The 24,902-nt window shown below is 65.8% G+C and carries 29 protein-coding genes and 1 tRNA gene; 19 read left to right on the plus strand and 11 right to left on the minus strand.

What is annotated here, in order from left to right:
- Positions 1-166: 166 nt before the first annotated feature.
- The 3 genes from clpA to ACE3TH_RS02155 all read right to left on the minus strand — a co-directional run bounded on the left by clpA (position 167) and on the right by ACE3TH_RS02155 (position 3,681).
- Positions 167-2,482 carry an ATP-dependent Clp protease ATP-binding subunit ClpA gene (gene clpA, locus ACE3TH_RS02145; protein ID WP_374596878.1) on the minus strand — a complete coding sequence of 772 codons (2,316 nt, stop codon included), beginning with the start codon at positions 2,480-2,482 and terminating at the stop codon, positions 167-169.
- Positions 2,483-2,495: 13 nt separating this feature from the next.
- Entirely contained in the window at positions 2,496-2,828 is a 333-nt protein-coding gene (clpS, locus tag ACE3TH_RS02150; protein WP_374596880.1) for an ATP-dependent Clp protease adapter ClpS, read from the minus strand.
- Positions 2,829-3,156: 328 nt separating this feature from the next.
- Positions 3,157-3,681: a phasin family protein gene (locus tag ACE3TH_RS02155; RefSeq protein ID WP_374596882.1), complete on the minus strand. Its 525-nt coding sequence runs from the start codon at positions 3,679-3,681 to the stop codon at positions 3,157-3,159.
- Positions 3,682-3,948: 267 nt separating this feature from the next.
- Between ACE3TH_RS02155 and ACE3TH_RS02160 the strand changes: the two genes are divergently transcribed.
- The 4 genes from ACE3TH_RS02160 to rplI all read left to right on the plus strand — a co-directional run bounded on the left by ACE3TH_RS02160 (position 3,949) and on the right by rplI (position 6,818).
- Positions 3,949-5,370: a serine hydrolase gene (locus ACE3TH_RS02160; RefSeq protein ID WP_374596884.1), complete on the plus strand. Its 1,422-nt coding sequence runs from the start codon at positions 3,949-3,951 to the stop codon at positions 5,368-5,370.
- A 182-nt stretch (positions 5,371-5,552) separates the two neighbouring features.
- Positions 5,553-5,945 carry a 30S ribosomal protein S6 gene (gene rpsF, locus ACE3TH_RS02165; protein WP_296170631.1) on the plus strand — a complete coding sequence of 131 codons (393 nt, stop codon included), beginning with the start codon at positions 5,553-5,555 and terminating at the stop codon, positions 5,943-5,945.
- A gap of 11 nt (positions 5,946-5,956) precedes the next feature.
- Positions 5,957-6,232 carry a 30S ribosomal protein S18 gene (gene rpsR / locus ACE3TH_RS02170; protein ID WP_292171729.1) on the plus strand — a complete coding sequence of 92 codons (276 nt, stop codon included), beginning with the start codon at positions 5,957-5,959 and terminating at the stop codon, positions 6,230-6,232.
- A 1-nt stretch (position 6,233) separates the two neighbouring features.
- Positions 6,234-6,818 carry a 50S ribosomal protein L9 gene (rplI, locus tag ACE3TH_RS02175; protein WP_374596886.1) on the plus strand — a complete coding sequence of 195 codons (585 nt, stop codon included), beginning with the start codon at positions 6,234-6,236 and terminating at the stop codon, positions 6,816-6,818.
- Between the two features lie 64 nt (positions 6,819-6,882).
- On the opposite strand, the gene lipB is transcribed toward rplI, so the two are convergent.
- Positions 6,883-7,602, minus strand: coding sequence for a lipoyl(octanoyl) transferase LipB (gene lipB, locus ACE3TH_RS02180; protein ID WP_374596888.1), 720 nt, complete (start codon positions 7,600-7,602; stop codon positions 6,883-6,885).
- A gap of 75 nt (positions 7,603-7,677) precedes the next feature.
- Here lipB and ACE3TH_RS02185 point away from each other — a divergent pair, with 75 nt between their 5' ends.
- From ACE3TH_RS02185 to ACE3TH_RS02215, 7 genes are all read left to right on the plus strand, one after another.
- Positions 7,678-7,929 carry a FliM/FliN family flagellar motor switch protein gene (locus tag ACE3TH_RS02185; RefSeq protein ID WP_292171721.1) on the plus strand — a complete coding sequence of 84 codons (252 nt, stop codon included), beginning with the start codon at positions 7,678-7,680 and terminating at the stop codon, positions 7,927-7,929.
- A 49-nt stretch (positions 7,930-7,978) separates the two neighbouring features.
- Positions 7,979-8,065, plus strand: a tRNA-Leu gene (locus ACE3TH_RS02190).
- 139 nt (positions 8,066-8,204) lie between these two features.
- A complete protein-coding gene (gene mgtE, locus ACE3TH_RS02195) occupies positions 8,205-9,620 on the plus strand; it encodes a magnesium transporter (RefSeq protein ID WP_374596890.1) in 1,416 nt (471 codons plus the stop codon).
- Positions 9,621-9,682: 62 nt separating this feature from the next.
- Positions 9,683-10,729, plus strand: coding sequence for a glycoside hydrolase family protein (locus ACE3TH_RS02200; RefSeq protein ID WP_374596892.1), 1,047 nt, complete (start codon positions 9,683-9,685; stop codon positions 10,727-10,729).
- A 37-nt stretch (positions 10,730-10,766) separates the two neighbouring features.
- Positions 10,767-11,930 (plus strand): isovaleryl-CoA dehydrogenase, encoded by a 1,164-nt coding sequence (locus ACE3TH_RS02205; RefSeq protein WP_374596894.1) that lies wholly within the window; start codon positions 10,767-10,769, stop codon positions 11,928-11,930.
- A 50-nt stretch (positions 11,931-11,980) separates the two neighbouring features.
- Positions 11,981-12,166, plus strand: coding sequence for a DUF3008 family protein (locus tag ACE3TH_RS02210; RefSeq protein ID WP_374596896.1), 186 nt, complete (start codon positions 11,981-11,983; stop codon positions 12,164-12,166).
- A 93-nt stretch (positions 12,167-12,259) separates the two neighbouring features.
- On the plus strand, positions 12,260-12,901 hold the full coding sequence (locus ACE3TH_RS02215; RefSeq protein ID WP_374596898.1) for an exopolysaccharide biosynthesis protein: 642 nt from the start codon (positions 12,260-12,262) through the stop codon (positions 12,899-12,901).
- A gap of 8 nt (positions 12,902-12,909) precedes the next feature.
- Here the strand turns inward: ACE3TH_RS02215 and flaF are convergent, their stop codons facing one another.
- Positions 12,910-13,284, minus strand: a complete 375-nt coding sequence (gene flaF / locus ACE3TH_RS02220) for a flagellar biosynthesis regulator FlaF (protein WP_374596900.1) — start codon at positions 13,282-13,284, stop codon at positions 12,910-12,912.
- Complete coding sequence (gene flbT, locus ACE3TH_RS02225; protein WP_374596902.1) at positions 13,244-13,666, minus strand: flagellar biosynthesis repressor FlbT; 423 nt, start codon at positions 13,664-13,666, stop codon at positions 13,244-13,246. The genes flaF and flbT overlap by 41 nt, the downstream gene beginning before the upstream one ends.
- Positions 13,667-13,799: 133 nt before the next feature.
- Here flbT and ACE3TH_RS02230 point away from each other — a divergent pair, with 133 nt between their 5' ends.
- The 3 genes from ACE3TH_RS02230 to ACE3TH_RS02240 are packed head-to-tail and all read left to right on the plus strand — an operon-like array spanning position 13,800 to position 16,308.
- Positions 13,800-15,617, plus strand: coding sequence for a tetratricopeptide repeat protein (locus ACE3TH_RS02230; protein ID WP_374596904.1), 1,818 nt, complete (start codon positions 13,800-13,802; stop codon positions 15,615-15,617).
- A gap of 36 nt (positions 15,618-15,653) precedes the next feature.
- Positions 15,654-16,088 carry a hypothetical protein gene (locus tag ACE3TH_RS02235; RefSeq protein WP_374596906.1) on the plus strand — a complete coding sequence of 145 codons (435 nt, stop codon included), beginning with the start codon at positions 15,654-15,656 and terminating at the stop codon, positions 16,086-16,088.
- A 10-nt stretch (positions 16,089-16,098) separates the two neighbouring features.
- The gene (locus tag ACE3TH_RS02240; RefSeq protein ID WP_374596908.1) at positions 16,099-16,308 is read left to right on the plus strand and encodes a hypothetical protein; all 210 of its coding nucleotides are present in this window, start codon (positions 16,099-16,101) and stop codon (positions 16,306-16,308) included.
- Between the two features lie 8 nt (positions 16,309-16,316).
- Here ACE3TH_RS02240 and cysS read toward each other — a convergent pair whose 3' ends face one another.
- A complete protein-coding gene (gene cysS / locus ACE3TH_RS02245; protein WP_374596910.1) occupies positions 16,317-17,768 on the minus strand; it encodes a cysteine--tRNA ligase in 1,452 nt (483 codons plus the stop codon).
- Positions 17,769-17,929: 161 nt separating this feature from the next.
- On the opposite strand from cysS, the gene folE reads away from it, so the two are divergent.
- Entirely contained in the window at positions 17,930-18,556 is a 627-nt protein-coding gene (gene folE / locus ACE3TH_RS02250; RefSeq protein ID WP_374596912.1) for a GTP cyclohydrolase I FolE, read from the plus strand.
- 170 nt (positions 18,557-18,726) lie between these two features.
- Entirely contained in the window at positions 18,727-19,167 is a 441-nt protein-coding gene (locus ACE3TH_RS02255) for an ExbD/TolR family protein (protein ID WP_374596914.1), read from the plus strand.
- Positions 19,168-19,268: 101 nt separating this feature from the next.
- On the opposite strand, the gene ACE3TH_RS02260 is transcribed toward ACE3TH_RS02255, so the two are convergent.
- The 4 genes from ACE3TH_RS02260 to ACE3TH_RS02275 form a co-directional block, all read right to left on the minus strand.
- Positions 19,269-20,192: a magnesium transporter MgtE N-terminal domain-containing protein gene (locus tag ACE3TH_RS02260; RefSeq protein ID WP_374596916.1), complete on the minus strand. Its 924-nt coding sequence runs from the start codon at positions 20,190-20,192 to the stop codon at positions 19,269-19,271.
- A 64-nt stretch (positions 20,193-20,256) separates the two neighbouring features.
- Positions 20,257-20,832 carry a DUF6468 domain-containing protein gene (locus tag ACE3TH_RS02265; RefSeq protein WP_374596918.1) on the minus strand — a complete coding sequence of 192 codons (576 nt, stop codon included), beginning with the start codon at positions 20,830-20,832 and terminating at the stop codon, positions 20,257-20,259.
- Complete coding sequence (gene fliM / locus ACE3TH_RS02270) at positions 20,832-21,890, minus strand: flagellar motor switch protein FliM (protein ID WP_292169918.1); 1,059 nt, start codon at positions 21,888-21,890, stop codon at positions 20,832-20,834. The genes ACE3TH_RS02265 and fliM overlap by 1 nt, the downstream gene beginning before the upstream one ends.
- A 2-nt stretch (positions 21,891-21,892) precedes the next feature.
- On the minus strand, positions 21,893-22,573 hold the full coding sequence (locus ACE3TH_RS02275; RefSeq protein ID WP_374596921.1) for a flagellar basal body-associated FliL family protein: 681 nt from the start codon (positions 22,571-22,573) through the stop codon (positions 21,893-21,895).
- Positions 22,574-22,750: 177 nt separating this feature from the next.
- On the opposite strand from ACE3TH_RS02275, the gene flgF reads away from it, so the two are divergent.
- From flgF to ACE3TH_RS02290, 3 genes are read left to right on the plus strand one after another with little or no spacing between them, the layout of a single operon-like run.
- The gene (flgF, locus tag ACE3TH_RS02280; protein WP_374596923.1) at positions 22,751-23,488 is read left to right on the plus strand and encodes a flagellar basal-body rod protein FlgF; all 738 of its coding nucleotides are present in this window, start codon (positions 22,751-22,753) and stop codon (positions 23,486-23,488) included.
- A gap of 14 nt (positions 23,489-23,502) precedes the next feature.
- Positions 23,503-24,291, plus strand: coding sequence for a flagellar basal-body rod protein FlgG (flgG, locus tag ACE3TH_RS02285; protein WP_374596925.1), 789 nt, complete (start codon positions 23,503-23,505; stop codon positions 24,289-24,291).
- Positions 24,288-24,890: a flagella basal body P-ring formation protein FlgA gene (locus ACE3TH_RS02290; protein ID WP_374596927.1), complete on the plus strand. Its 603-nt coding sequence runs from the start codon at positions 24,288-24,290 to the stop codon at positions 24,888-24,890. Before flgG ends, ACE3TH_RS02290 begins: the two co-directional genes overlap by 4 nt.
- The last annotated feature ends 12 nt before the right edge of the window (positions 24,891-24,902 follow it).

A 24,902-nucleotide genomic window follows, 5' to 3' on the forward strand; every position in this document is an offset into this window, starting at 1 on the left:
CCGGGCAGCGATGCCCGGGCCTTTTTCTTTGGATCATTCCTCCCCCATCGGGGGAGGGGGACCGCCGGCACGGCGGTGGAGGGGGCCAGCCCCAAACATCGGCGCATGCTGCCAGCCCCCTCCACCACTTCGTGGTTCCCCTCCCCCGACGGGGGAGGATTAGGCGTCAGTCCGCGACGACGTCCGCGTCCTCGGCCACCTTCTCCGGCGCACCCTTGGTCGGGGTGATGTCGAAGGCGATCTTGCCGTCCTTCAGCTCCACCTTCACATGGCCGCCACGCGTCAGGCGTCCGAACAGGATGTCGTCGGCCAGCGGCTTCTTGATGTGCTCCTGAATGACCCGCGCCAGGGGACGCGCGCCATACAGTTCGTCGAAGCCGTTCTTGGCCAGCCAGTCGTTGGCCTCGTCCGACAGTTCGATGGTGATGTTGCGGTCGCCCAGCTGGCCTTCCAGCTGGATCATGAACTTGGTCACCACGCTGCGGATCGTCTCGGCGTCCAGCGCCTTGAAGGCCACGATGGCGTCCAGACGGTTGCGGAACTCCGGCGCGAACAGCCGCTGGATGGCCTTGTCGTCCTCGCCCTCGACCTTGCCCCGGCCAAACCCGATGGAGGCGCGGGCGTTGTCGGCCGCCCCGGCATTGGTGGTCATGATCAGGATGGTGTTCCTGAAATCCACCTTCTTGCCGACCGCATCGGTCAGCATGCCGTTGTCCATCACCTGCAACAGGATGTTGTAGACATCCGGGTGCGCCTTCTCGATCTCGTCCAGCAGGACCACCGAATGCGGATGCTGATCCACGGCATCGGTCAGCAGGCCGCCCTGGTCATGCCCAACATAGCCCGGAGGGGCCCCAATCAAACGGCTGACGGTGTGGCGCTCCATGTATTCCGACATGTCAAAGCGCTGCATCTCGATGCCCAGGGTGGAGGCCAGCTGCTTGGCGACCTCGGTCTTGCCGACGCCCGTGGGCCCGCTGAACAGGAAGGCCCCGATCGGTTTCTGCGGATCGCGCAGGCCCGCCCGGGCCAGCTTCATGGCCGCAGAGACCTGTTCGATCGCCGCCGACTGGCCGAAGACCACGCGGTTCAGATCGTCCTGAAGCTGACGCAGGCTTTCGGTGTCGGACTTGGAGACCGACTTGGCGGGGATGCGGGCCATCTTGGCGATGACGGCCTCGACCTCCTTCTGGCCGATGACCTTCTTGCGCTTCGATTCCGGCAGCAGCATCTGCGACGCCCCCGCCTCGTCGATCACGTCGATCGCCTTGTCCGGCAGTTTCCGGTCGGTCATGTAGCGGGCCGACAGTTCCACCGCCGTGCGAATGGCGGCGTCGGTGTAGCGCAGCTTGTGGTGTCCCTCGTAGGAGCTCTTCAACCCTCTCAGGATCTTCACCGTATCCTCGACCGTCGGCTCGTTGACGTCGATCTTCTGGAAGCGCCGCACCAGGGCGCGGTCCTTCTCGAAATGCTGGCGATACTCTTTGTACGTCGTCGACCCCATGCAGCGCAGGGTGCCTGACGCCAGCGCGGGCTTGAGCAGGTTGGACGCATCCATCGCCCCGCCGCTGGTCGCGCCCGCGCCGATCACCGTGTGGATCTCGTCGATGAACAGGATGGCGTTCTCGTGGTTTTCCAGCTCCTTGACGACCTGTTTCAGTCGCTCCTCGAAGTCGCCGCGATAGCGGGTGCCGGCCAGCAGCGCACCCATGTCCAGGCTGTAGATGGTCGCGCCTTCCAGTACGTCCGGAACCTCGTGGTTGACGATCTTGCGGGCCAGCCCCTCCGCGATCGCGGTCTTGCCCACGCCCGGTTCGCCGACCAGCAGCGGGTTGTTCTTGGTCCGGCGGCACAGGATCTGGATCGCCCGCTCGACCTCGCCGTGACGGCCGATCAGGGGATCGATCTTGCCGTTCTTGGACTTCTGGTTCAGGTCGACGCAATAGGCTTCCAGCGCCTCTCCGCCCGTCTTGGCGGCGGCGGCGTCCTCGGCGTCCTCGGGGCTGGCGGCACCGGCCTTGGCCGGACGCGTCTCGCCCCCGCCCTTCTTGGCGATGCCGTGCGCGATATAGTTGACCGCATCATAGCGCGTCATGTCCTGCTCCTGCAGGAAGTAGGCGGCATGGCTCTCGCGCTCGCTGAAGATGGCGACCAGCACGTTTGCGCCCGTCACCTCCTCGCGGCCTGAGCTCTGGACGTGGATCACCGCGCGCTGGATCACGCGCTGAAACCCGGCGGTCGGCTTGGCATCCTCACCGTCGCTGGTGGCCAGGGCCGCCAGATCGGTATCGACATACAGCGTCAGCGCCGTCTTCAGATTGACCAGCTCGACATTGCAGGCGGTCATGACGCCCGCCGCATCCGGATCGTCGATCAGCGCCAGCAGCAGGTGCTCAAGCGTGGCGTATTCGTGCTTGCGCTCGTTTGCATAATGCACCGCGCGGTGCAGGGTCTCTTCGAGAGGACGTGAAAATGAGGGCATGGGCGCTATCCTCTCAGTCTTTTTCCATCGTGCATTGCAGCGGATGCTGGTGACGCCGGGCGGTTTCGATCACCTGGGCGACCTTGGTTTCGGCCACTTCATAGGTGAAGACGCCGCAGACCCCGACGCCATGCTGGTGCACATGCAGCATGATGCGGGTCGCGTCCTCGCGGCTCTTCTGAAAGAACCGCTCCAGCACATAGATCACGAATTCCATCGGAGTGTAGTCGTCGTTCAGGATCAGCACCCGGTACAGCGAGGGCTTCTGAAGTTTCGGCCTTGTCTCGGTGATGGTGGCAGAGCCTGCGCCCTGGTCCCGATCACCGCTCCTGCGTGACGGCGGCATTCGTAATCCAATTGGGAAGTTCGATGGATCAGATAGGAGATGATGCCCTGAATTGAAGATGCGACAAGTCACCTCTTTGTTTGCGAAGGCGCAAAAGCCTGTCCCTCCCGCTCGAGGGTGGGTGGCCAAACGAAGTGAGGTCGGGTGGTAGGGCCCAAGGCAACGGGGCACCTGCTCATTAGCGCCGCGCCCTCCCCGCCCGGCTTTGCTGCGCTCAGCGACCCTCCCCCAAGGTGGGAGGGCAAACTCCGCGTACGCCTTCAACAACAAAAAGGCCCCCGGATCGCTCCGGGGGCCTTCTCGTTACGCTACTGAAGTCGTCAGGCGCTTAGCGGGCGGCCTGGAACTTTTCGACCGAGGCGGTGACGCGCTCGTTGATCGGCTTGAAGCTGTCCTTGACCGAGGCGGTCATGACGTCCGTGGCCTTGGTCACTTCGGCCAGATAGGCTTCGGTTGCCGACTTGGCCCAGCTGGTTTGCAGTTCCAGCAGTTCCTGGATCGAGCGGGCCTGGGCCATCGACTGGGCGGCGGCGACGCCGTCTTCCCACGACTTCTTGGTGAAGGCGACCGATTGGGCCGACAGGGTCTCGACGCCCTTCTGGGCGGCGGTGGCCGAGGCGACCATGGCTTCCAGGTTCTGCTTGCTGTGGGCGTTCAGCTCGGCCAGGCCGGCGGCCGACTTGTCGGCGACGTCGCGGAACACCTTGGCACCGGCGGCCTGGGCCTGCTCGGCATTGGCCTGGAACGTGGCCTGGGCCTTTTCAGCGCCGGCCTGGAAGTTGGCCTGGGCCTTTTCGGTGGTGGTCTTCACGGTGTCGGCGGTCTTCTTCACGGTTTCAACGGCGTCAGTCACGATACAGTCTCCTGAACTGAGGTGTCGCAGTGATCCCGCGACTGATTTTTCTCGCAGCAGGCGATTCCGCCGCGACGAGGCTCATATGGTGCAAGTGCGAACAGTCGTCAAGGGTTATTGTGCGCTGCACAAAATCGTCAGCCAGACTTCACAATCCTGTTGACGCCTTGTTTACCCTCTCGAAACGGACGGGGCGCATGGTAGCCTTTCTGTTCGCGTCGCGTGGTGGGGCCGCCGTCGCGCCAGTCTATAAGAGTGAGGCCTGTCGTGCTGACCATCGCCCTGATCCGTCGCGGATTTCTGTCGCTGGCCCTCATCGCGGGCCTGGCCTTCACGCCGGCCGCCACGCCACCTGTCGCCCAGTCTGGTGACAACACTCGCTACGCCGCCATCGTCGTGGATGCCGAAACGGGTGAGGTCCTGTTCGCGCGCAACGCCGACGCCCGTCGCTATCCCGCCTCGATCACCAAGCTGATGACGCTGTATCTGACGTTCGAGTCGCTCTCGAAGGGCGACGTGAAGTTGACGGATACGCTCACCATCTCGATCCGCGCGGCCAGCGAACCCCCCTCCAAACTCGGCCTCGCCGCGGGCCAGACCATCAGCCTCGACAACGCCATGCGCGCAACGGCGGTCCGCAGTGCCAACGACATGGCCATGGCCATCGCCGAGCATGTCGGCGGCTCCAACGACCGTTTCGCCGCCCGCATGACGCAGAAGGCGCGCGAGCTGGGCATGACCCAGACTGTCTACGTCAATCCCAACGGCCTGCCCGACAGCCGCCAGATCACCTCAGCGCGCGACCTGTCGATCCTGGCGCGCGCCATCATGCGTGACTACCCGCAATACTATGCCTATCTGGGCCAGCACGACTGGGCCTACAACGGCCGTGACTACCGCAACACCAACGGCCTGCTGCATACCGGCAACGGCTATGACGGACTGAAGACCGGCTACATCAACGCCTCGGGCTTCAACCTGGCCGCCTCGGCGGTGCGCGGCGACAAGCGGCTGATCACCATCGTGCTGGGCGGGCGCTCGACCGCCAGCCGCAACGCCCATGTCGCCGCCCTGATGGATACCGGTTTCGAACTGGAACGCGCCCGCGACCGCGGCCAGTCCATCCCGATCACCCAGGCCTTCTTCGAACAGCGCGGCTTCGGCCTCAGTTCCAGCCCGGCCGGCGAGGTCCAGTTCGCCTCGATCACCTCCACCGGGGCCGCCGTACCGAACAACGAAGCCAACCGCGATGAAGGCACCGCCTATGCCGCCCTCGCCCGCACGCCTGCGCCCCGCCCTGAGCCGCGCGCGCCGGCCCGCCCCGCCACACGTTCGGGACAGCTGCCCGCCGACCTGCCCGCCGACGTCACCGCCATCCTGAATGGTGGGCGCTCGCCCGCCGCGACCATGACCCGCACGACGGCACCTCGTGCCGCACCGGCCCGCGCCTCCGGCGGCTGGGCCGTTCAGGTCGGCGCCTTCCGCGACGAGACCGTGGCCCGCAACTGGCTGACCGAGGTCCAGCGCCGCTTCCGCACCCAGTTCTCTTCTGCCGAGCGCACCGTCGTCGATGCTGAGGGCTGGTTCCGCTCGCGCTTCACCGGCATGACCGAACAGTCCGCCCAGGCCGCCTGCGAAGCCCTCGCCGCCCGCAGTGTCACCTGCATGGTCGTTCGTCCGCAGGGATAATTCAGACGCGGCTTTACCCCCCGCCCCTTTTCCACTATACGCGCCGCCTTTCCAGGGCTTCGGTCCTGGCGTGGAGTTCCAAAGGGTTTGGGAAGTCATCCCGGCCGCCGCGCCCGGATCCATCGTGGGAGAGGACTTTACCCGGTCCCCTCGCGCCGACGCCCTACAAGGGAGAATACCGCATGGCTCTTTACGAGCACACGGTCATGACGCGCCAGGACATCAGCGCGCAACAGGCCGAAGCGCTGAACGACACCATCAAGGATCTGATCGTCGCCGGTGGTGGCTCGGTCGCCAAGATCGAATACTGGGGTCTGCGCAACCTGACCTACCGGGTCAAGAAGAACCGCAAGGCGCACTATTCGCTGCTCGCCGTCGACGCCCCCCCGGCCGCCATGGCCGAGGTCGAGCGCCAGCTGTCGATCAACGAGGACGTGCTGCGTTGGCTGACCGTCCGCGTCGAGGAACTCGATCTGGAACTGTCGCCCCTCCTGGCCCGCCGCGAGCGTGAGCGTGAACGTGAGCGCGAGCGCACGCCGCGTGAAGACGCCCCCGCCGCTGAAGCCGCAGAATAAGGACCCGGATCATGACCGATACGACTGCCCCCAAGCCGGGTACGCCGGCCGGCTCCGGCCCCGCCCGTCGTCCCTTCTCGCGTCGCCGCAAGGTTTGCCCGTTCACGGGCGAAGGCGCACCAAAGATCGACTACAAGGATGTGAAGCTGCTGCAGCGTTACATCTCCGAACGCGGCAAGATCGTGCCTTCGCGCATCACCGCCGTTTCCCAGATCAAGCAGCGCGAACTGGCCAAGGCCATCAAGCGCGCCCGCTATCTGGCCCTCCTGCCGTATGTGGTGAAGTGATATGAAGGTCGTTCTGCTAGAGCGCGTCGAGAACCTCGGCGCCATCGGCGACGTCGTGTCCGTCAAGGACGGCTTCGCCCGTAACTTCCTTCTGCCGCGCGACAAGGCCCGTCGGGCCACCTCGGCGAACCTGAAAGCCTTCGAACTCGACCGCGCCGCCATCGAGGCCCGCAACGAGAAGAACAAGGCCGAGTCGCAGAAGATCGCCGACAAGATCGACGGTCAGACCTACGTCATGATCCGCCAGGCCGGTGAAACCGGTCAGCTGTACGGATCGGTCGCCGGTCGCGACGTCGCCGAAGCCGTTCAGGCCGAGGGCGGCAAGGTCGAGCGCTCGCAGGTCGTCCTGAACGTGCCGATCAAGAGCCTGGGCGTCCACGAAGTGCTGGTTCGCCTGCACGCCGAGGTCACCGCCACGGTCAAGATCAACGTCGCACGCTCGGCCGAAGAAGCCGAACGTCAGGCCAAGGGCGAGGACGTCATCAAGTCCGCCTATGATGAAGACCGCGAAGCGGCCGCCGAACAGGCCCGCGACATGGTCGAAGGTGGCGCAGGCCAGCAGGACGGTCTCGGCTCCGAAGCCTGATCGTCTCACTGAGACCGAAAAGACGCGGCGGCGCAGGGGCAACCCTGCGCCGCCGAACTTTTATCTAGACCTCGGGCCCGTTCGCCGTCTTAACTGGCCCGAACACGGCCTCGAATGCGCTCCGCAGGGCCGCGTCCGCCTCGTCCATAGTGGCCAGGACGCCCAGGTCGACCAGGCTGGTCACCCCGTGCTCGGCGATGCCGCACGGCACGATGCCGCCGAAATGGTCCAGGTCCGGCTCGACGTTCAGGCTGATGCCGTGAAAGCTGACCCATCTGCGCACCTTCACGCCGATGGCGGCGATCTTGTCCTCACGGCTCCAGCCGGCGCCCTTACGCTCGACCCACACCCCGACCCGCCCGTCGCGCACCCCCGCCTCGACCCCCAACCGGTCCAGCGCTCGGATGATCCATTGCTCCAGCCCCCGCACGAAGGCCCGCACGTCGCGCCCCCGCCGGTTCAGGTCCAGCATGACATAGGCCACTCGCTGTCCCGGCCCGTGATAGGTCAACTGCCCGCCCCGCCCCGTTCGGTGCACCGGAAACCGCCCCGCATCCAGCAGGTCGTCATCCTTCGACGACACCCCGGCGGTGTAGAGCGGCGGATGTTCCAGCAGCCAGACCATCTCGGCGGCCTCGCCCGCCGCGATCGCCGCCACCCGAGCCTCCATGAAGGCCACCGCCGCGTCATAGGGGACCAACCCGACCGACATGGCCCACTCCACGGGCACCTCATCGCTCGGTATCAGGCGATTTTCCGCAAGGCTTAACGGGTCAGCAAGCATGAAGACTCAATGTGTCCCCCGAAGGCATCGCGCAAGGGCTGTCGCTTGCACACCTTCGTCTGAACCGGATGCGCCTTGAGCCAGATTGACGCCGTCAATGTCGAGATTTCCGTCGTGTTGGGCCGTTCGGTCCTGCCGATGTCGCAACTGCTCAAGATGGGCCGTGGCGCGGTGATCCCGCTCGACGCCTCCGAAAGCGACGAAGTCTGGATCCTGGCCAACAACCACCCCGTCGCCCGCGGCGAGATCGAAATCCGCGACGACCGCATCGCGATCACGGTGACGCGCCCGGCGGACGTTTACGACTTCATGGCGGGAGCGGCTTAGCCCCTTCCCTTTCCCTACATCCTCCGCTATCAGCCCCGCTCCGATGTGAGCGGCCGTGGCGGAATTGGTAGACGCGCAGCGTTGAGGTCGCTGTTCCTTAACCGGAGTGGAAGTTCGAGTCTTCTCGACCGCACCATCGGATTTCGAAACCTGTGAGGCGGCTGGACTTCGGTCCACCGTCCGGGCAGGCTTCCACCATTCAGGCGAACCGCTGACGGTTCATGGGGCGACGCATCGGCGCATAGCTGATTCATTTTTCGAGGGAGGCCAGAAGCGTGATTACCACCGCAAACGCCCCCCTGTCGCTAGAGCCCGAAGCCGAAGATCACGTCGCCCTGGACGAGGACTATGTCCTCACCCCCGCCTTCGTGGAAAAGGTCGTCGATGCCGCTGACGACGGCGACGGCGCGCGCCTGACGGCCCTGCTGGAAGACCTTCACCCCGCCGACGTCGCCGACCTGATGGGCTTCCTGACGGAACAGCATCGCGGCGTGGTCGTGATCTGGCTGCCGCCGGAACTGCTGGCCGAAACCCTGCCTGAGCTGGACGACGGCATCCGCGAGGAGGTGCTGGAGCGCGTCCCCCACCTGATCCTGGCCGAGGCCCTTCAGGAGCTGGATTCCGACGACGCCGCCGCCGTGGTCGAGGATCTGGAAGACGACCAGCGCGAAAAGGTCCTGGCCGCCATGCCGGACGAGGATCGCGCCGCGATCGAAAGCTCGCTGGGCTATGCCGAGGATACGGCAGGACGCCTGATGCAGCGCGAGGTGATGGCCGCGCCCCAGTTCTGGAACGTCGGCGACACCATCGACCATATCCGCAAACAGGGCGAGGACCTGCCCGAGCTGTTCTTCGACATCTACATCGTCGATCCGGCCAACAAGCCCATCGGCGGCGTGCCGGTCAGCGGCCTGCTGCGGGCGCCACGATCCGTCGCCCTGACCGACATCATGGAGCCGGTCAACGCCATTGCCGTCGATCAGGACCAGGAAGAGGTCGCCTATATCTTCGAGAAATACCACCTGATCTCGGCCCCGGTGGTCGATGTGGCGGGGCGTCTGGTCGGTCAGATCACCGTCGATGACATCGTCAACATCATTCAGGAAGAGAACCGCGAGGATATCCTGCGCCTGGCCGGTGTTCAGGACGAGGACCGCGGTTCGACCATCCCCGAGATCGTGCGCAGCCGGGTGCCCTGGCTGACGATCAACCTGGCCACCGCCACCCTGGGGGCCAGCGTCATCGGCTGGTTCGAGGGCACGATCCAGCAGATCGTGGCATTGGCCGTGCTGATGCCCATCGTTTCGGCCATAGGCGGCAATGCAGGCACCCAGGCCCTGACCGTGACGGTCCGCGCCCTGGCCACGCGCGAACTGAACAGCTCCAATGCGCCCCGAACCTTCTGGCGCGAGCTGGTGGTGGGTCTGTCCAACGGCCTGCTTCTGGCACCTCTGATCGGTCTGGCCACCGCCTTCTGGTTCCGCGACGAGGACTGGCGGATCGGTCTGGTGATCGCCGGAGCCATGGTGCTGAACCTGCTGGTCGCGGCCAGCGTGGGCGTGCTGACGCCCCTGACCCTGTCCAAGCTGAAGTTCGACCCCGCCGTTTCCTCTGCCGTCTTCGTGACCGCGACCACCGACTTCTTCGGGTTTTTGATCTTCCTCGGCCTGGCCACAATGGTGCTGCTGTAACGGCGCAGGGCTTGCTGCTTCCCCGACAGGGCGAGTAAGCCTGTATCGTTCTGGGTCAATCCGTGTCCGACGCCGCCAAGCCACGTCTGAAAATCTCCCGTCCGGGCCTGATGCTCATCAAGAGCTTCGAGGGCTTCCGCCCGCGCGCGGTCCAGGCGGAAGAGGGTCGCTGGGTCATCGGCTATGGCCACACCGCTTCGGCCCGCGAAGGAGCAACGGTCGATGAGGCGGATGCCGAACTGCTGCTGCAGTATGACCTGCTGCCCATCACCGCCGCGCTAAACGAGCGCATCGACGGGCCCATCAACCAGCATCAGTTCGACGCCCTGGCCAGCTTCGCCATCTCGGTCGGGCTCAAGGCCTTCCTCGCCTCCGACGTCCTGCGCCGCTTCAATGCCGGTCAAGCGAAAGAAGCCGCTGACGCACTGATCGGCTGGCCGGAACCAGAGTCTCCCGACGCCGCTCCGCGCCGCCGCTCGGCCGAACGCGCCCTGTTCAATGCCTCGCCCGAGGCTTCCGTCACGGTCGCCGACCTGATGATCGCGCCCCTGCCGGTCGCAGGCGATCTGTCGCAAGAGCCCGCGCCCCTGCCCGCCGCCCAGCCGACGACAAAGCCGAGGGCCGAGCCGACGGCAAACCCGGCCGCACAGGCCCGTGCCGCGGCCGTGGCCAGCCTGCTGGGCGAAAGCGCGCCCGTCATCTCGACCCCTGCGACATCGGATCCCGCCCCCTCCACTGACGACGTTGCCGCTGACCCTGCGCCACAGTGGGACGCCGCCTCGTCCCCTGCCGCCGTCGGCGAGGACGCGACCGTTCAGACCCCTCCCGTCGCCGGCGACGAGACCCCGGCCGCGCCGGTCATGCGACACGAGGCCACGCCTGCGAAGGCCAAGGGCTTCGACTGGGTCTATACCGGGGCCTTCCTGATCATGGGGGCCATCGGTTTCACCGCCTGCGGGGCGGCCGCCGCCGCCTTCCGCCTGGCCGCCAGCCGCCCCTCGCCCTCGAATGAGACGCTCGTCATCGCCGGGGTGCTGGGCCTGATCGGCGCCGTCTGCGTCGCCGCCGCCGCCTGGAACCTCTACGCCCGCTGGAGCAAGGCGGACTGATCTTTGCGGCGACGACCGGGAATGCTAACCCCGCGTCATGAGCATTCCCTTCGCCCCCCAATCCATGGAATTCGGCCTCGGCGAGACGGCTGACGCCATCCGCGACACCACCGCCCGCTGGGCCGCCGACCGTCTGGCCCCGCTGGCCGCCGAGATCGACGAGACCAACGCCTTCAAGCGCGAGCTCTGGCCGGAAATGGGCGAGCTGGGCCTGCACGGCATCACGGTGGAGGAAGAATACGGCGGCCTGGGCCTCGGCTACCTCGACCACGTCGTGGCCATGGAAGAAGTCTCGCGCGCCTCGGCCTCCATCGGCCTGGCCTACGGGGCCCACTCCAACCTTTGCGTCAACCAGATCCGCCGCTGGGGCACCGAGGAGCAGAAGCGCAGATATCTGCCCAAGCTGATCTCCGGCGAACACGTCGGCTCGCTGGCCATGTCCGAGGCCGGCTCCGGCTCCGACGTCATGTCCATGCGCACCCAGGCCCGCAAGGAAGGCGACCGCTACATCCTGAACGGCACCAAATTCTGGATCACCAACGCCCCACACGCCGATACACTGGTGGTCTATGCCCGCACGGGCGAAGGCAACGGCGGCGTCACCGCCTTCCTGATCGAAAGGGGCATGAAGGGCTTCAGCGTCTCGAAGAAGCTCGACAAGATGGGCATGCGCGGCTCCGACACCGCCGAACTGGTGTTCGAGGATTGCGAAGTCCCGGCCGAGAACATCATGGGCGGCGAAGGGCGCGGCGCGGCCGTTCTGATGAGCGGGCTCGACTACGAGCGCGCCGTCCTGGCCGCCGGTCCGCTGGGCATCATGCAGGCCGCGCTGGACGTCGTCCTGCCCTACGTCCGTGACCGCAAGCAGTTCGGCAAGGCCATCGGCAGCTTCCAGCTGATGCAGGCCAAGGTCGCCGACATGTACGTCGCCCTGAACAGCGCCCGCGCCTACGTCTATGCCGTCGCCCGCGCCTGCGACGCGGGCAAGACCACCCGCTACGACGCCGCCGGGGCCATCCTTCTGGCCTCCGAAAACGCGGTGAAGGTCAGCCTGGAGGCCGTCCAGGCCTTGGGCGGTGCCGGCTACACCAAGGAATGGCCGGTCGAACGCCTGGTCCGCGACGCCAAACTCTACGACATCGGCGCCGGCACCAACGAAATCCGCCGCTTCCTGATCGGTAGGGAACTGCTGGGAGGATAGGGGAACCGGTCGGGGCGTCGCGCCTTCCCTTGTCAAAAGGAACCCCCGACATGCCCGCCAAATCCGCCGCTCAGCAGAAAGCCGCTGGTGCCGCCCTCAGCGCCAAACGCGGGGATACGCCCAAATCCGAACTGAAGGGGGCGTCCAAGTCCATGGCCGCGTCCATGTCCGAAAAGCAACTCGAAGAGCTCGCCCATACCAAGCGCAAGGGCAAGCCGGACCACGTCGACAGCTGATACGCCGAAGCTCGAATCGTCATGGACGTTTGTTAAGTGGCGTGACGGCAAAGTGATGCCTAGATCGTGATACCTTCGTTTCCCGGACGCGCCTTGGCAGTAGTTCCCCTCGATCCCGAAACCGACACCCGCACCTTCTCCCAGGTGATCGAGGATATCGGCGCGCGCGATGAACCGAAGCTGTATCTCAGCGAACTGATCAATGGCTTTGGCGAGCGCGGCTTCGGGGCCATGCTGCTGTTCTTTGGCCTGGTCAGCGTCGTGATCGGCGCGGTGCCCGGCACCACGACCGTGCTGGGTGCCCCCATCCTGCTGATCGCCATACAGCTGGTATTTCGCCGCGATCAGCTTTGGATGCCCAGCTGGATCCTGAAGCGCAGCATCGATCGCGCCACCTATCGCAACGCCATCGGCAAGATCATGAAGCCGCTGCGCAAGGTCGAACGCCTGTCGCGCCCGCGCCTGTCGATCATGAGCAGCGATGCATCGGAAATGCTGATCGGCTTGGCCTGCGTCGTCCTGTGCCTGATCTTGATGCTGCCGATCACGGGCGGCAACCTCTTCCCATCCTTGATCGTCGCCGCCTTCGGTTTCGGCCTGATGCAGCGCGACGGAGCCATCATCATCGCCGGCTGGATCGGCACGGCGGGCTTTGGCGTCTTCGTCTGGCTGGCCTGGGAGCTGATCAGCCGGGTCGTCCTCGCCACCTGGGAATGGGCCACGACCCTGTTTTAGTACAGGCCTCAGGCCGCCTGAACCGTGCCTGGCCCCGGTCCGGCCAAGCCCTGCATGATCATCTTGTTAATATCGACCAGGGCCTCGAAATCGTCCTCGCCCCGCATCACCACCGACGAATGCCGGTTCACGAACAGGCTGATCGAGATGATCTGGGCCCGCAGAGCCTTGTCCATCTGATTGCCCGGGTCGGAACAGTCAGTGGCCAGCGCCGACCACAGCCGCCGGTTCCAGTCCAAGGCATCGATGCGCGTGGCGATGTCCGACTTGTCGACGGTCGCGGCATGCATCAGCGCGCGCGTTACCTGGCCGAACAGCCGGTATTCCATTTCCCGCGGGTTTTCAGCGCGCGTCGATGCGGTCTTGTACGCCTGTAGCGACATGAGCCAGACTTTCCTCGTAATCCACCAGTTTGCGGGCCGACATCAGGGCCTTGTAGTATTCCTTGGCCATCACGTGACGCGAGGCGGCGACGCATTCAGCCTGGATTTCGGGGTTGCGGATCGCGCCCATGAACTCCGTCAGACGCAAGACGAACTCGTCATAGACCTTGGGGGCCGAAGTCTCGTCCAGATACATCATCATGACCGGGAAATAGACGCGGCGGGCCGGCGTATTGACTTCCTCGACCTGCATGATGTCCTTTTCGCGCAGGACGCTGGCCTTGTTCTGCAGGATCAGGACGCCTCGGCGATCCCCGTTCTGGACCACGGCCCCGTTCAGCACGAACTTCTCGCCGGGCTTGAGCGACAGCTTCAGCGGCATGGGATGGCGAACTCCGTCTGGCCCGATAACCCAGAATGGAATCAGGCGAGCAAACACAGGCTAAACAGTCGTGGTTAACCATCTCTTGTAAGCTGCACGGCAGGATGACGACACGCCCGCCACGAGACCGCGCATGACCGCTCCCTCCCCTCTGGACACCGCCCCTCAGGAGGATGCCCACGCCCCGCGACTGGCGGTTCAGTCGACGGTCGGAAATGCCGCCTCGCCCGCCGCGATCCGTCGCCTGTCGCACGCCCTCGTCGGCACCAAGCCTACATCCGCCAAAACGCAGAAGGTCGTCGTCGAAAAACTGCGCGCCGCCCTCGCCGCCATTCGGAACGGCAACTATGCCCTGGGTGCCGCCCAGGCCCAGGCCGCCATCAAGGCCGATCCCGACAGCGGCCTGGCCTGGCATGTCCTGGCCATCTGCCATGAAAAGTCAGGCGAGGTGATCGCGGCCCTCGACGCCTATCAGGCCGCCCTGCAACGCCTGCCCGAAGACACGGACATCGCCCACGACCTGGGTCGGCTGGCGCATCAGCTGGGCTATCTGCCGATCGCCGAAAAACTGCTCCTTCGCTATCTGGCCGCCCATCCCGGCCACGCCGAGGCCACCAACAACCTGGCCTGCGTCCTGCGCGACCAGAACCGCTACCCCGACGCCATCGACCTTCTGACGCCGTTGCTGGAGATCGAGCCGGGCAATGCTGTCCTGTGGAACACCCTCGGCTCGGTGATGAACGATCGAGGCCAGGTCGATCAGGCGCTGATCTTTTTCGAGGAGGCGCTGCGCCTTGACCCGGCCCTGGCCAAGGCCCGCTACAACCGCGCCAATGCCCGGTCGCCGCTGGGCGACACCCTGGGCGCGCTCGAAGACATCGAGGCCGCCCTACCCGGGGCCGAGACCGCCTATGAACAGGCCATGATGCGCATGGCCCGCGCCATCATGCTGATGGGTCTGGCCCGGATCCCCGAAGGCTTCGACGCCTATGAGGTCCGCCTGGATCCCGCCCTGCCCGACGCCATGCGTGTCGCCGTCGATGCGCCGCGCTGGAACCCGAAGACTGAGGACATCCGCGGCAAGCGTCTGCTGGTCGTCGGCGAGCAGGGCATCGCCGACGAGCTGGTCTTCGCCAATACCCTGCCGGACGTGATCGACGCCGTCGGACCCGAGGGTCAGGTCTATCTGGCGGTCGAACAGCGGATGGTCGGCCTGTTCCAGCGGGCCCACCCCCGCGCCATCGTCGGCGGGCACCGCGCGGTCAGGCTTGAGGGACGACTGACCCGCTACATGCCCTTCGTCCAGGAGCTGTCGGACGCCGGCGTGCGCATGGACGCCTGGACGCCCATCGCCTCTTTGATGGCCCCCTATCGCCCCTCGGTCGCGTCCTTCCCGCCGGCGCAACAGGTCATCGTGCCGGACCCCGACCGTGTCGCGCGCTGGACGGCGGAGCTAGCCGCCCTTGGCCCCGGCCTCAAGGTCGGCCTGCACTGGAAGAGCCTGGTCATGACGGGCGCGCGCGCTGCCTTCTTCGCCACCGGCTTCCAGCTATGGCAGCCGATCCTGACGGCCCCCGGCTGCGTCATGATCAACCTGCAGTGCGGCGACGTCTCCGCCGATCTGGCGGCCGCCGAGGCCGCGGGCGTTCGCATCTGGACCCCGCCCATCGACCTGAAGGACGATCTGGAGGATGTCGCCGCCCTGTCCATCGCCTGCGACCTGGTCGTCGGCCCCGGCATCGCGGGCACCAATATCGCCGCGGCCGCCGGGGCCCGCACCTGGATGGTCGCCGCGCCCGACGACTGGCACCTGATGCAGACAGACCGCTACGTCTTCTACCCGGAGGTCCGCATCTTCAAGCGCGCGGCCGTCGACGGCTGGCCCCAGGTCATTCAGGATATCCGCACCGCCCTCGACGCCGCCGTGTCCGGAGACTGGAACACGGTCTGACCCGTGGCGTTCTGTCCCCACACAGGGAGACACGTCATGACCGACACGAAAGACGATCAGGACCAGGCCGAAACCTTCGACGAAACCCATCTCGACGACGAAGGCGACGGCGACTACCTGCCCGACGAGGCCGACCCCGTTCTGGATATCACCCAGGCCGAAGGCGATGCCGACGAAGAGGACTTCGACGAAGACCAGCCCGACGATCTGGATGAAGTCCAGGGAGCTTCCGGCATAGAGGCCCAGGCCGACGCCCTGCTGGGTGTCGATGGCGAGCGCATCAACGAGATAGACGGTGAAAGCGCCGGCCAGCGAGGCGATGACGAGGTCGAACTCGTCTATTCCGGCCTGATGGAAAACGCCCGCGGAGCCCAGGCCAGCGCCGCCCATTGGGAAGCCAAACGCCTGTCCGACGACGATATCGCCGACCTGGGCTACGGCCCCGATGGCGACGACCACCCTGTCCGCTGAGGAGGCACCGATGACCCAACCCACCACAAAGACGCCCGTTCAGCAGGACTGCGATCCGGACACGCCCCATGCCCGCAAGGCCAACCGCGAACACGGTAAGCCCGATCAACTCGATCCAGACGCCCGCAAGGCCGAAGACCGTCAGCAGGCGCTCATCGACGAAGGCGTGGAGGAGACCTTCCCCGCCAGCGACCCCGTCTCGGTGAAGCGGATCACCTGAGACAAGAGCTAGCCTTTTACCCGCCAGCTGGCTCCGTCGGGCCCGTCCATGACCACCACATTCAGCGCATTCAACCGGTCGCGGATGCGGTCGGCTTCGGGCCAGTCCTTGGCGGCACGGGCGGCGGCCCGCTGCGCTAGAAGGGACTCGACCTCGGCCTTCAGGGTCGCATCGCCGCCCTCGAACCATTCTCCAGACGATAGGGTCAATACCCCCAGCAGCCTGGCGGCTTCGCTCAGGCTCCAGCGTGCCATGGCTACATCATTAATGTCGGCCTCGGCGTCGTTCAGCAGCTCGCGCAGAGCATTGCCGAGGCCGAACAGCTGAGCTACGGCCGCAGGCGTGTTCAAATCGTCCTCCAGTGCGTCGAGCACAGGATCCAGCGCATTCTCGGCCAGCTCCATCTCGGCCTCTTCCAGAGTGGCCATATCGAACCCGACCAGGGCCGCGTCCGCATCCCGCAACACGCCGTACAGTCGGTCCAGGTTCTTGCGCGACTGGTCCAGCAGAGTCTGGTTCCAGTCCAGCGGCTGGCGATAGTGCGCGCTCAGCAGGGCCCAACGCACCACCTCGCCTGGCATCGTCTGCACCAGATCGTGCAGCAGCAGCACATTGCCTACTGACTTGGACATCTTCTCCGCATCGACGGTCAGAAAGCCGTTGTGCATCCAGTAGCGTGCGTATTCCTGGTGCGCGTCCGCCGAATGGGCATGGCCGTGGGCGCACACGCCCTGTGCGATCTCGTTCTCGTGATGCGGAAAGACCAGGTCGATGCCGCCGCCGTGGATGTCGATCGGCAGGCCCAGGGTCTGTTCGATCATGGCCGAACATTCGATGTGCCAGCCGGGACGCCCCGCACCCCAAGGGCTCGGCCACGACGGCTCGTCGGGCTTGGACGGCTTCCACAGGACGAAGTCGTGCGCATTCTTCTTGTAGGGCGCGACCTCGACCCGGGCTCCGGCGATCATGTCGTCCAGATTGCGCCCCGACAGCCGCCCATAGGTCTCATAGGATGACACGTCGAACAGGACATGGCCTTCCGCCGCATAGGCGCAGCCGTGGTCGATGATCGCCTGGATCTGGGCCACGATGGCGTCCATGTGGTCGGTCACATGCGGCGCGATGTCCGGCGGCGACACATTCAGCTGGGCCATGTCGGCCAGATAGGCGGCCTCATACCGAGCAGTCACCTCGCCGATCGGCACGCCTTCTCTCGCGGCCTTCTGATTGATCTTGTCATCCACATCGGTGACGTTGCGGGCATAGACGACCTTGTCCGCTCCATAGGTCCGGCGCAGCAGCCGCACCAGCACGTCGAACACTACCGGCGGCCGCGCATTGCCGATATGCGCGTAATCGTAGACGGTCGGCCCGCAGACATAGAGGGTCACCCGGTTCGGATCGCGCGGCGTGAACACGCGCTTTTCGCGGTGCAGGGTGTCGTGAAGCGTCAGCGTCATAATGCTGCGGTGCCTTGGAAGTGCTTGCGGCCAAGCCGGGGTCGCCCATATAGCCGTTTCGTCCGTTCCGCGAACAGCGGCGCGGACTTTTTCAAGGGAGCGCGGCGCGCGTCCATCCGGGGCCATCGCCCCGGCGCTACTTCGCCGCGGACACAAAACCGATGACCAACCCTTCCTCCGCCGCCCTGGTGACCGTCAACGATGCCCGCGACACCGTCGTGGTCCGCCCCAGCCGCGACGAGGCCCTGAAGGCTGTCCGCACCCTGCTGGCCTGGGCCGGCGACAATCCCGATCGTGAAGGCCTGAAGGATACGCCCAAGCGCGTGGTCGACGCCTATGCCGAATGGTTTGACGGCTATGACGCCGATCCGGCCAAGGAGCTGAGCCGCACGTTCGAGGACGTCCAGGGCTATGACGACATGGTCCTGCTGCGCGACATCGAGGTCGAAAGCCACTGCGAGCACCACATGGCTCCATTCCTGGGCAAGGCCTATGTCGCCTACATCCCCACGGAAAAGGTCGTCGGCATCTCCAAGCTGGCCCGCGTGGTCGAAATCTTCTCGCGCCGTCTCCAGACCCAGGAAACCCTGACCCAGCTGATCGCCGAGGCCATCGAGACGAATCTGCAGCCCGCCGGCGTGGCTATCCTGATCGACGCCGAGCACCAGTGCATGACGACGCGCGGCGTGCACCACCGCCACGTCTCGACCATCACCACCCGCTTCACTGGCGTGTTCAAGTCCGACGAGGCCCTGAAGGATCGCTTCCTGAAACTGGCGAAGGGCTGATCACGGCCATTTTTGCGCCCGCAAGGCGTGAATAACTGCGCTGGAAGCGGCGCGGGAACGCAATGGGTGCCGAACGTGCTTTACAAGCGCGAACGGGGACGCCAAGAAACGACCCGAGTTAATGTTGTCGCCTGCCGCACACCGCGACGGGCTTGAGGGAGAACCAGCGTATGGGCGCTAAACTTTCCGGTCCCGGCGGCGGTCGCAAGAAGACGATCGAGCAGAATTCGGACATCAACGTCACGCCGTTCGTCGACATCATGCTGGTGCTGCTGATCATCTTCATGGTGGCCGCACCGCTGGCGACCGTGTCGATCAAGCTGGACCTGCCCCCGGCGATCCCGAACCCGAACGACCCGAACCCGAAGGAGCCCGTCTATATCTCGATCCAGGAGGGCGGAAAGCTGTTCCTGGCCGAGAACGAGACCTCCATTGACCGACTGGCCGCCGATGTGTGCGCTGCCCAGGAAGTCACCACCACCTGCCAGGACGAGCGCGTCTTCGTCCGCGCCCAGGCCGAGGTGAAGTACAATCAGTTCATGGAAGTCATGAACGAACTGCAGGACAAGGGCTTCTTCAAGGTCGGCCTGCTGAACGAAGACATCGAATAGGCCTTCACGCCTGTTCCATACGAAAGAAGCCGCGCCCCTCGGGACGCGGCTTTTTCGTTGGCGGCGATCCGGTGACGGGCCCGATAATCGGACCGTAGGGCCTATTCCACGGACTGGCGCGGCGTCGCCGGGGCCGAGGCAGCTGGCTGATATGGCTGCGGTCCCGACGGAGTTTCGGCAGCAGGAGTACGCGGGCTGGGTGCCGGCTGCGGTGCCCTGGTCGCCGGCCTCGCCGCCGGACGCGAAGGCGTGCGTCGGGCCGCAGGCCGTGGGGTCGGTGCCGGCGTGGCTGTCGAGGCCGCCGGAGTCGGCGCAGGTGCAGGCGTTGTGGCGGCATTGGCCGTTGGCACGGCGGTCGGGACCGGTACCGGTGCGTCGGCCGCCGCAGCGGTCGCGGCCCGGGCGGCCAGTTGCTGACGCGCGGCAAAGCGACGGGCCAGCTTCTCGGTCAGTTCACGTGCGGCCGCCGGCTCCATCTGGGCCATCACTGCCGCCAAGGACCGGGGCCGCATGGCTGCCGCGACCGGCAGGCGTACATCATCGCTCAAAGTCGTGAATACCCGCGCCGCCTCTTTCGGACGCATGGCGGAATAGACGGCGACCAGCCGATCGGTCTCGGCCTTCTCCTGTTCGCTGACCTGACCCAGTAGCTGCTGGACCTCAGCTTTCACCGCTTCCAACGCCTGAACACGCGCATCCAGCTTCTGCTCGGCCGTCGCCATCAGCGGCAGCATGGACGCCAGATCGGTATCGCGCGCATCCAGCTGGGTCCGGCGCGACTGCAGCGACTGCAGGATCCGCAGTTCAGCGGGCGAAATCCCCGCCTGCTGCGCCAGTTGCTCCGGCGTCAGGGCACAGACGGCGGCGGCCGGTTTCACCGCCGCAGCAGCGGCGACCGGCACCGCTTCCTCGGCCCAGGCCTGGGCCCCCTCGAAAAGGCCTGGCGCAATTCCGACGGCGCGCACGACCACCACCCCGCCTATGGCGACGGCGATCAGGGGCAACAGGCGTGGGATCTTGCTCATGGTCGGCTACTCCAGCCCTCAAGTCGGCAGACGCCGCGCGTCTGCCATAGGGCCACAAGGTGAATCAGGCGGCGAACAGGTCTTCGTCCAGATTACGACGCGCCTGGTTGAGGCTTTGCTTCGCGGCTTGGTTAGCGGTCATCGCACCCAGGATGGCCGAGACGTTCGATCCGCCGGGGGCCTGGGCGCGGGCCACCGCCGGTGCGGCCATACCCTGAATGCGCTCCGCCAGAGCCGCCATGCGCAGGGCGCGCTCGTCGTCTGCCGTCGTGACGACCGGCTTGGTGACCGATGCGGGCGCAGGACGTGGCGCGGCCACACGCAGTTCCAGCGGCGCTTCCTCGGCAACGGCACGGGTCGGAGCCGCGGGGGCCCGCGCGATGAGCGCTTCCAGCTGCGCCTTGACCTCGCGGGCCTTGACGATGCGGTCGTGCAGCAGATCGGTCTCATGACCCGACGCCCGCAGGGTCGCCAGCGCCGTCTCAGCCCGGCCCGCCGCCGTATTAAGTTCCGTCACCGCAGAGGCGAACGCCTGCTGCCCCGCCCGCAAGGCCGACAACTTGCGTTCCAAACGAACACCGTATCCGAGCGCCGCGACGAGCAGCACCATAAGGACACCATCCAGGATCAGACCGGTCATCAGCGTTTTCCTCCAGTCAGGCGGGCAGCGGCATCGATATTGATCGGTGCCTCCACACGCACGGCGATATGCTGGCCCTTGCGGCCCATCTTGCCGGTGGTCAGCGGTATGGTTCCGGCCCGGATTGAAATGTCCGAGTCCGGCGTGACATTGAACATCATGGTGTCGCCGACCTTCAAATTCAGAACCTGCGACAGCGGGGCTTGTTGCTCGTCCAGCACGCAGCGGACCTCGGTTTCCGTGGTCCAGAGCTCGGTGGCCAGGTGGCCTTCCCAGATGTTGTCGCGTCCAAACTTCTCGCCCATGAACTGCTGCAGCAACATCTTGCGGATGGGCTCCAGCGTCGAATAGGGCAGCAGCAGCTCGACCCGACCGCCGCGGTCTTCCATGTCGATCCGCAGCTTGACCAGGATGGCGGCATTGGCCGGACGCGCGATGGCGGCGAAGCGCGGATTGGTCTCCAGACGATCCAGATTGAAATGCACCGGCGTCAACGGCTCGAAGGCGGCGCGGGCGTCGTTCAGGATGACCTCGACCATCCGCTGGACCAGCACCCGCTCGATCGTCGTATAGGGCCGCCCCTCGATCCGCAGCGCCGCCGTACCCCGACGCCCGCCCAGCAGCACGTCCACGATCGAATAGATCAGGTTGGAATCGACCGTTAGCAGGCCGTAGTTGTCCAGCTCCTCGGCCCGGAACACGGCAAGGATTGCCGGCAGCGGGATCGAGTTCAGATAGTCGCCAAAGCGGATCGAGCTGATGTTGTCCAGCGACACCTCGACGTTGTCGGAGGTGAAATTGCGCAAGCTGGTCGTCATCAACCGCACCAGGCGGTCGAACACGATCTCCAGCATCGGCAGGCGTTCGTAGGACACCAATGCCGAGTTGATGATGGCCCGGATGCCCGACCTTTCGGACCCGTCGTCGTCGCCCAGATCGAAGCCCAGCAGGCTGTCGATCTCATCCTGGTTCAGGACGCGTTCGGACAGACCGGACGCGCGATCCTCGTCCTCTTCGCCCAGCGGGTCGATCGGTTCGGCGAAGGCGGCGTCCGTCATGCCTACTGCACCAGCATTTCTTCGATCAGGACGGCGTCCACCTTGCCCGGGGCCGCCACCAGATTGACCCGGCGCAGGATTTCGGCCCGCAGCTGGAAACTGCCCGCCGACCCGGCCAGATCCTCGGGCCGCAACTCGCGTAGGAAGCCTTGGAACATGTCCTGCAGGCGCGGCATCTCGGCCTGCAGCTGCTCGGCGACGTGCGCATCCTTGGTTTCCAGGGTCAGCTTCAGCTTCATGACCATGGGCCGACCTTCCGGCCCCTGGATGTTCATGACCATGTCCGGCAGGGTGAAGAAGGTGACGCCGTCAGGCCCCTCGGCGATCACGCCCATGGACGGATCGGCCTCGCCCTCGGCACCGCCGCCGTGACCGCCCCCACTGTCCTTATTCTTTTTCTCTTCGCCATGGGCGGCATCGGCCTTGGCTTCGCCGTGTTCGCCGCCCTCGGCCTCGGCCGCAGCGGGCTTGGGCTGAAGCATGAAGAAGGCCGCCGCTCCGCCCCCGCCCAGAACCAGCACGGCCGCCGGAATGGCGATGAACAATAGCGGAATTTTCTTCTTCTTGGGCGCAGCATCTGCACCCACCCCGCCTTCGCCTTCGGCGGCGGGCGCATCTGACACGGCCGGCAGCTCGGCGTCACCGCCGCCCTTCTTGTCCTTCTTCTTGCCGAACTTCAGCATGCACAGCGCCCCGGAGAATCTCAGCCTCCATTCGACCGTTTTTTGGTTAACGAGCCGCTAAGAACCGGCAAATCCTGCCGGGTGCAGTCTGGCTTCATCCACTCCAAAGGCCCGCCACCACTGGATTAACCCTGTTGGCACGACCGTTGCGAAGCCGTTCTGCGAAAGGAGCCGCTCATGGAAAATGCCGCCTACGTCGGACTGTCGCGCCAGATGACGCTCCGCCGCGAGCTCGACATCGTGGCCAACAACATCGCCAATGCCGACACCACCGGCTTCAAGGTCGAGCAGCTTCTGGTCGGCACGGAAGTCGGCGAGCGCGCGCGCAACGCCTTCATCCGCCCCAGCGCCAGCTTTGTCCTGGACAAGGGCGTCGGCCGCGACTTTGGCCAGGGCGCGCTGGAACAGACCGGCCGCAGCCTGGACTTCGCCATCGAAGGCGAAGGGGCCTTCTTCAAGCTGCAGGGCGGGGCCGGCGAGGCCTATACCCGCGACGGGGCCTTTACCCTGAACGCCGAGGGTCAGCTGACGACCGAGGGCGGCTTTGCCGTTCTGGGCGACGGTGGCCCCATCATCCTGGATCGCGCCCTGGGCGAGCCCGCCGTCGGCCCGGACGGCACCATCAGCCAGAACGGTCAGCTGACCGGCCGTATCTCCGTCGTCCGTTTCGACACCCTGTCCGTGCTCGAAAAGGGCGGCGACGGCCTGTACCGCAACGCCTCTAATACGACGCCCGTCGAGGCGACCGACGCTCGCGTGCGTCAGGGCATGCTGGAAGGCTCCAACGTCAATCCGATCCTCGAGATCACCAATCTGATCGAGATCCAGCGAGCCTACGAGAGCATCTCGCGGATGATCGAAAACACCAACGACCTGTCCCGTCGCTCGGTCGAGCGGCTGGGCCGGGTGTCGTAAGGAGAGACTGAACCATGCGCGCACTTCGCACCGCCGCCTCCGGCATGGCCGCCCAGCAGCTAAACGTGGAGGTCATCTCCAACAACATCGCGAACATGAACACGGTCGGCTACAAGCGCCAGCGGGCCGAGTTCCAGGACCTTCTATATCAGAACGTCGAGCGGATGGGCGCGCAGTCGTCCAGCCAGGGCACGGTGGTCCCGACGGGCATCCAGATCGGTGCAGGCGTCAAGGCGGGCGCGGTATATCGCGTCACCGAACAGGGCACGCCCACCAATACCGGCGGACTGTACGATGTCGCCATCGACGGGCGCGGCTACTTCCAGATCCTGCTGCCCTCGGGCGAGACGGCCTATACCCGTGCCGGCAACTTCGCCCTGAACGGCGAGGGCCAGCTGGTTACCGATGACGGCTATGCGGTCCAGCCCAACATCTCCATTCCGCAGGATGCGGTCGACGTCTCCATCTCCAAGTCCGGCCAGGTCCAGGTGATCACGGCGGGCGAGACCGAGCCCTCCATCGTCGGCCAGCTGGAGATCGCCACCTTCTTCAACGAAGCCGGGCTGGAAGCCGTCGGCGACAACCTGTTGCTGGAAACCACGGCCTCGGGCCCCGCCAATGTCGGCACCCCCGGAGAGGTCGGCTTCGGTCAGCTGCTGCACAAGTTCACCGAGGCCTCCAACGTCGATGCCGTGGCCGAGATCAGCTCGCTGATCGTGGCTCAGCGCGCCTATGAGATGAACTCCAAGGTCATCACCACCGCCGACCAGATGCTGTCCATCGCCTCGCAGGTGAAGTCATGAGGGCGCTGATCCTAGGAGCCGCGCTGGCCCTGACCGCTGCGGGTTCTGCCTTCGCAGGCCCTGTGACGCTGAAGAGCAATCCCGTCGACAGCGACGGCCAGGTCACCTTTGGCGATCTGTTCGACGGGGCCGGAGCCGCATCCGGCGTCGTCGTGGGCCGCCGGGTCGGGCCCTCCATCGTATTCGAAGCCGGTCAGCTTCAGAGCCTGGCCCGACAATCCGGTCTGGACTGGGCAAATCCGACCGGGTTGCGCCGCGTCGTTGTCCGTCACGCTGCAGAGGCCCCCGCTGAACCGGCCACTGTCCTGCCCATAGCCTCGCCGACGACAGCTGCCGCGCCCACCTATGCCCCGGCCCGCGCGGCGTATGCCGACCGTATCATCAACCGCAACGATCTGGTCGAGGTCGCCTTCGAGTCTGGCGGCATCCGTCTGACCGTCACCGGCCGCGCCCAGCGCCATGCGGCAGTCGGCGAGCCCGTCGCCGTGCTGAACCTGCAGTCCGGCCGCACCATCGACGCCGTCGCCACCGGTCCGGGCCGCGCCATCGCGGGCCCTGCCGCCCAGTCCGCCCGTACCAACCAGTTCGCCGCTCGCTAAGAGGGATCACAG

The organism is Brevundimonas sp., assembly GCF_041919755.1.
Taxonomy (GTDB): Bacteria; Pseudomonadota; Alphaproteobacteria; order Caulobacterales; family Caulobacteraceae; genus Brevundimonas.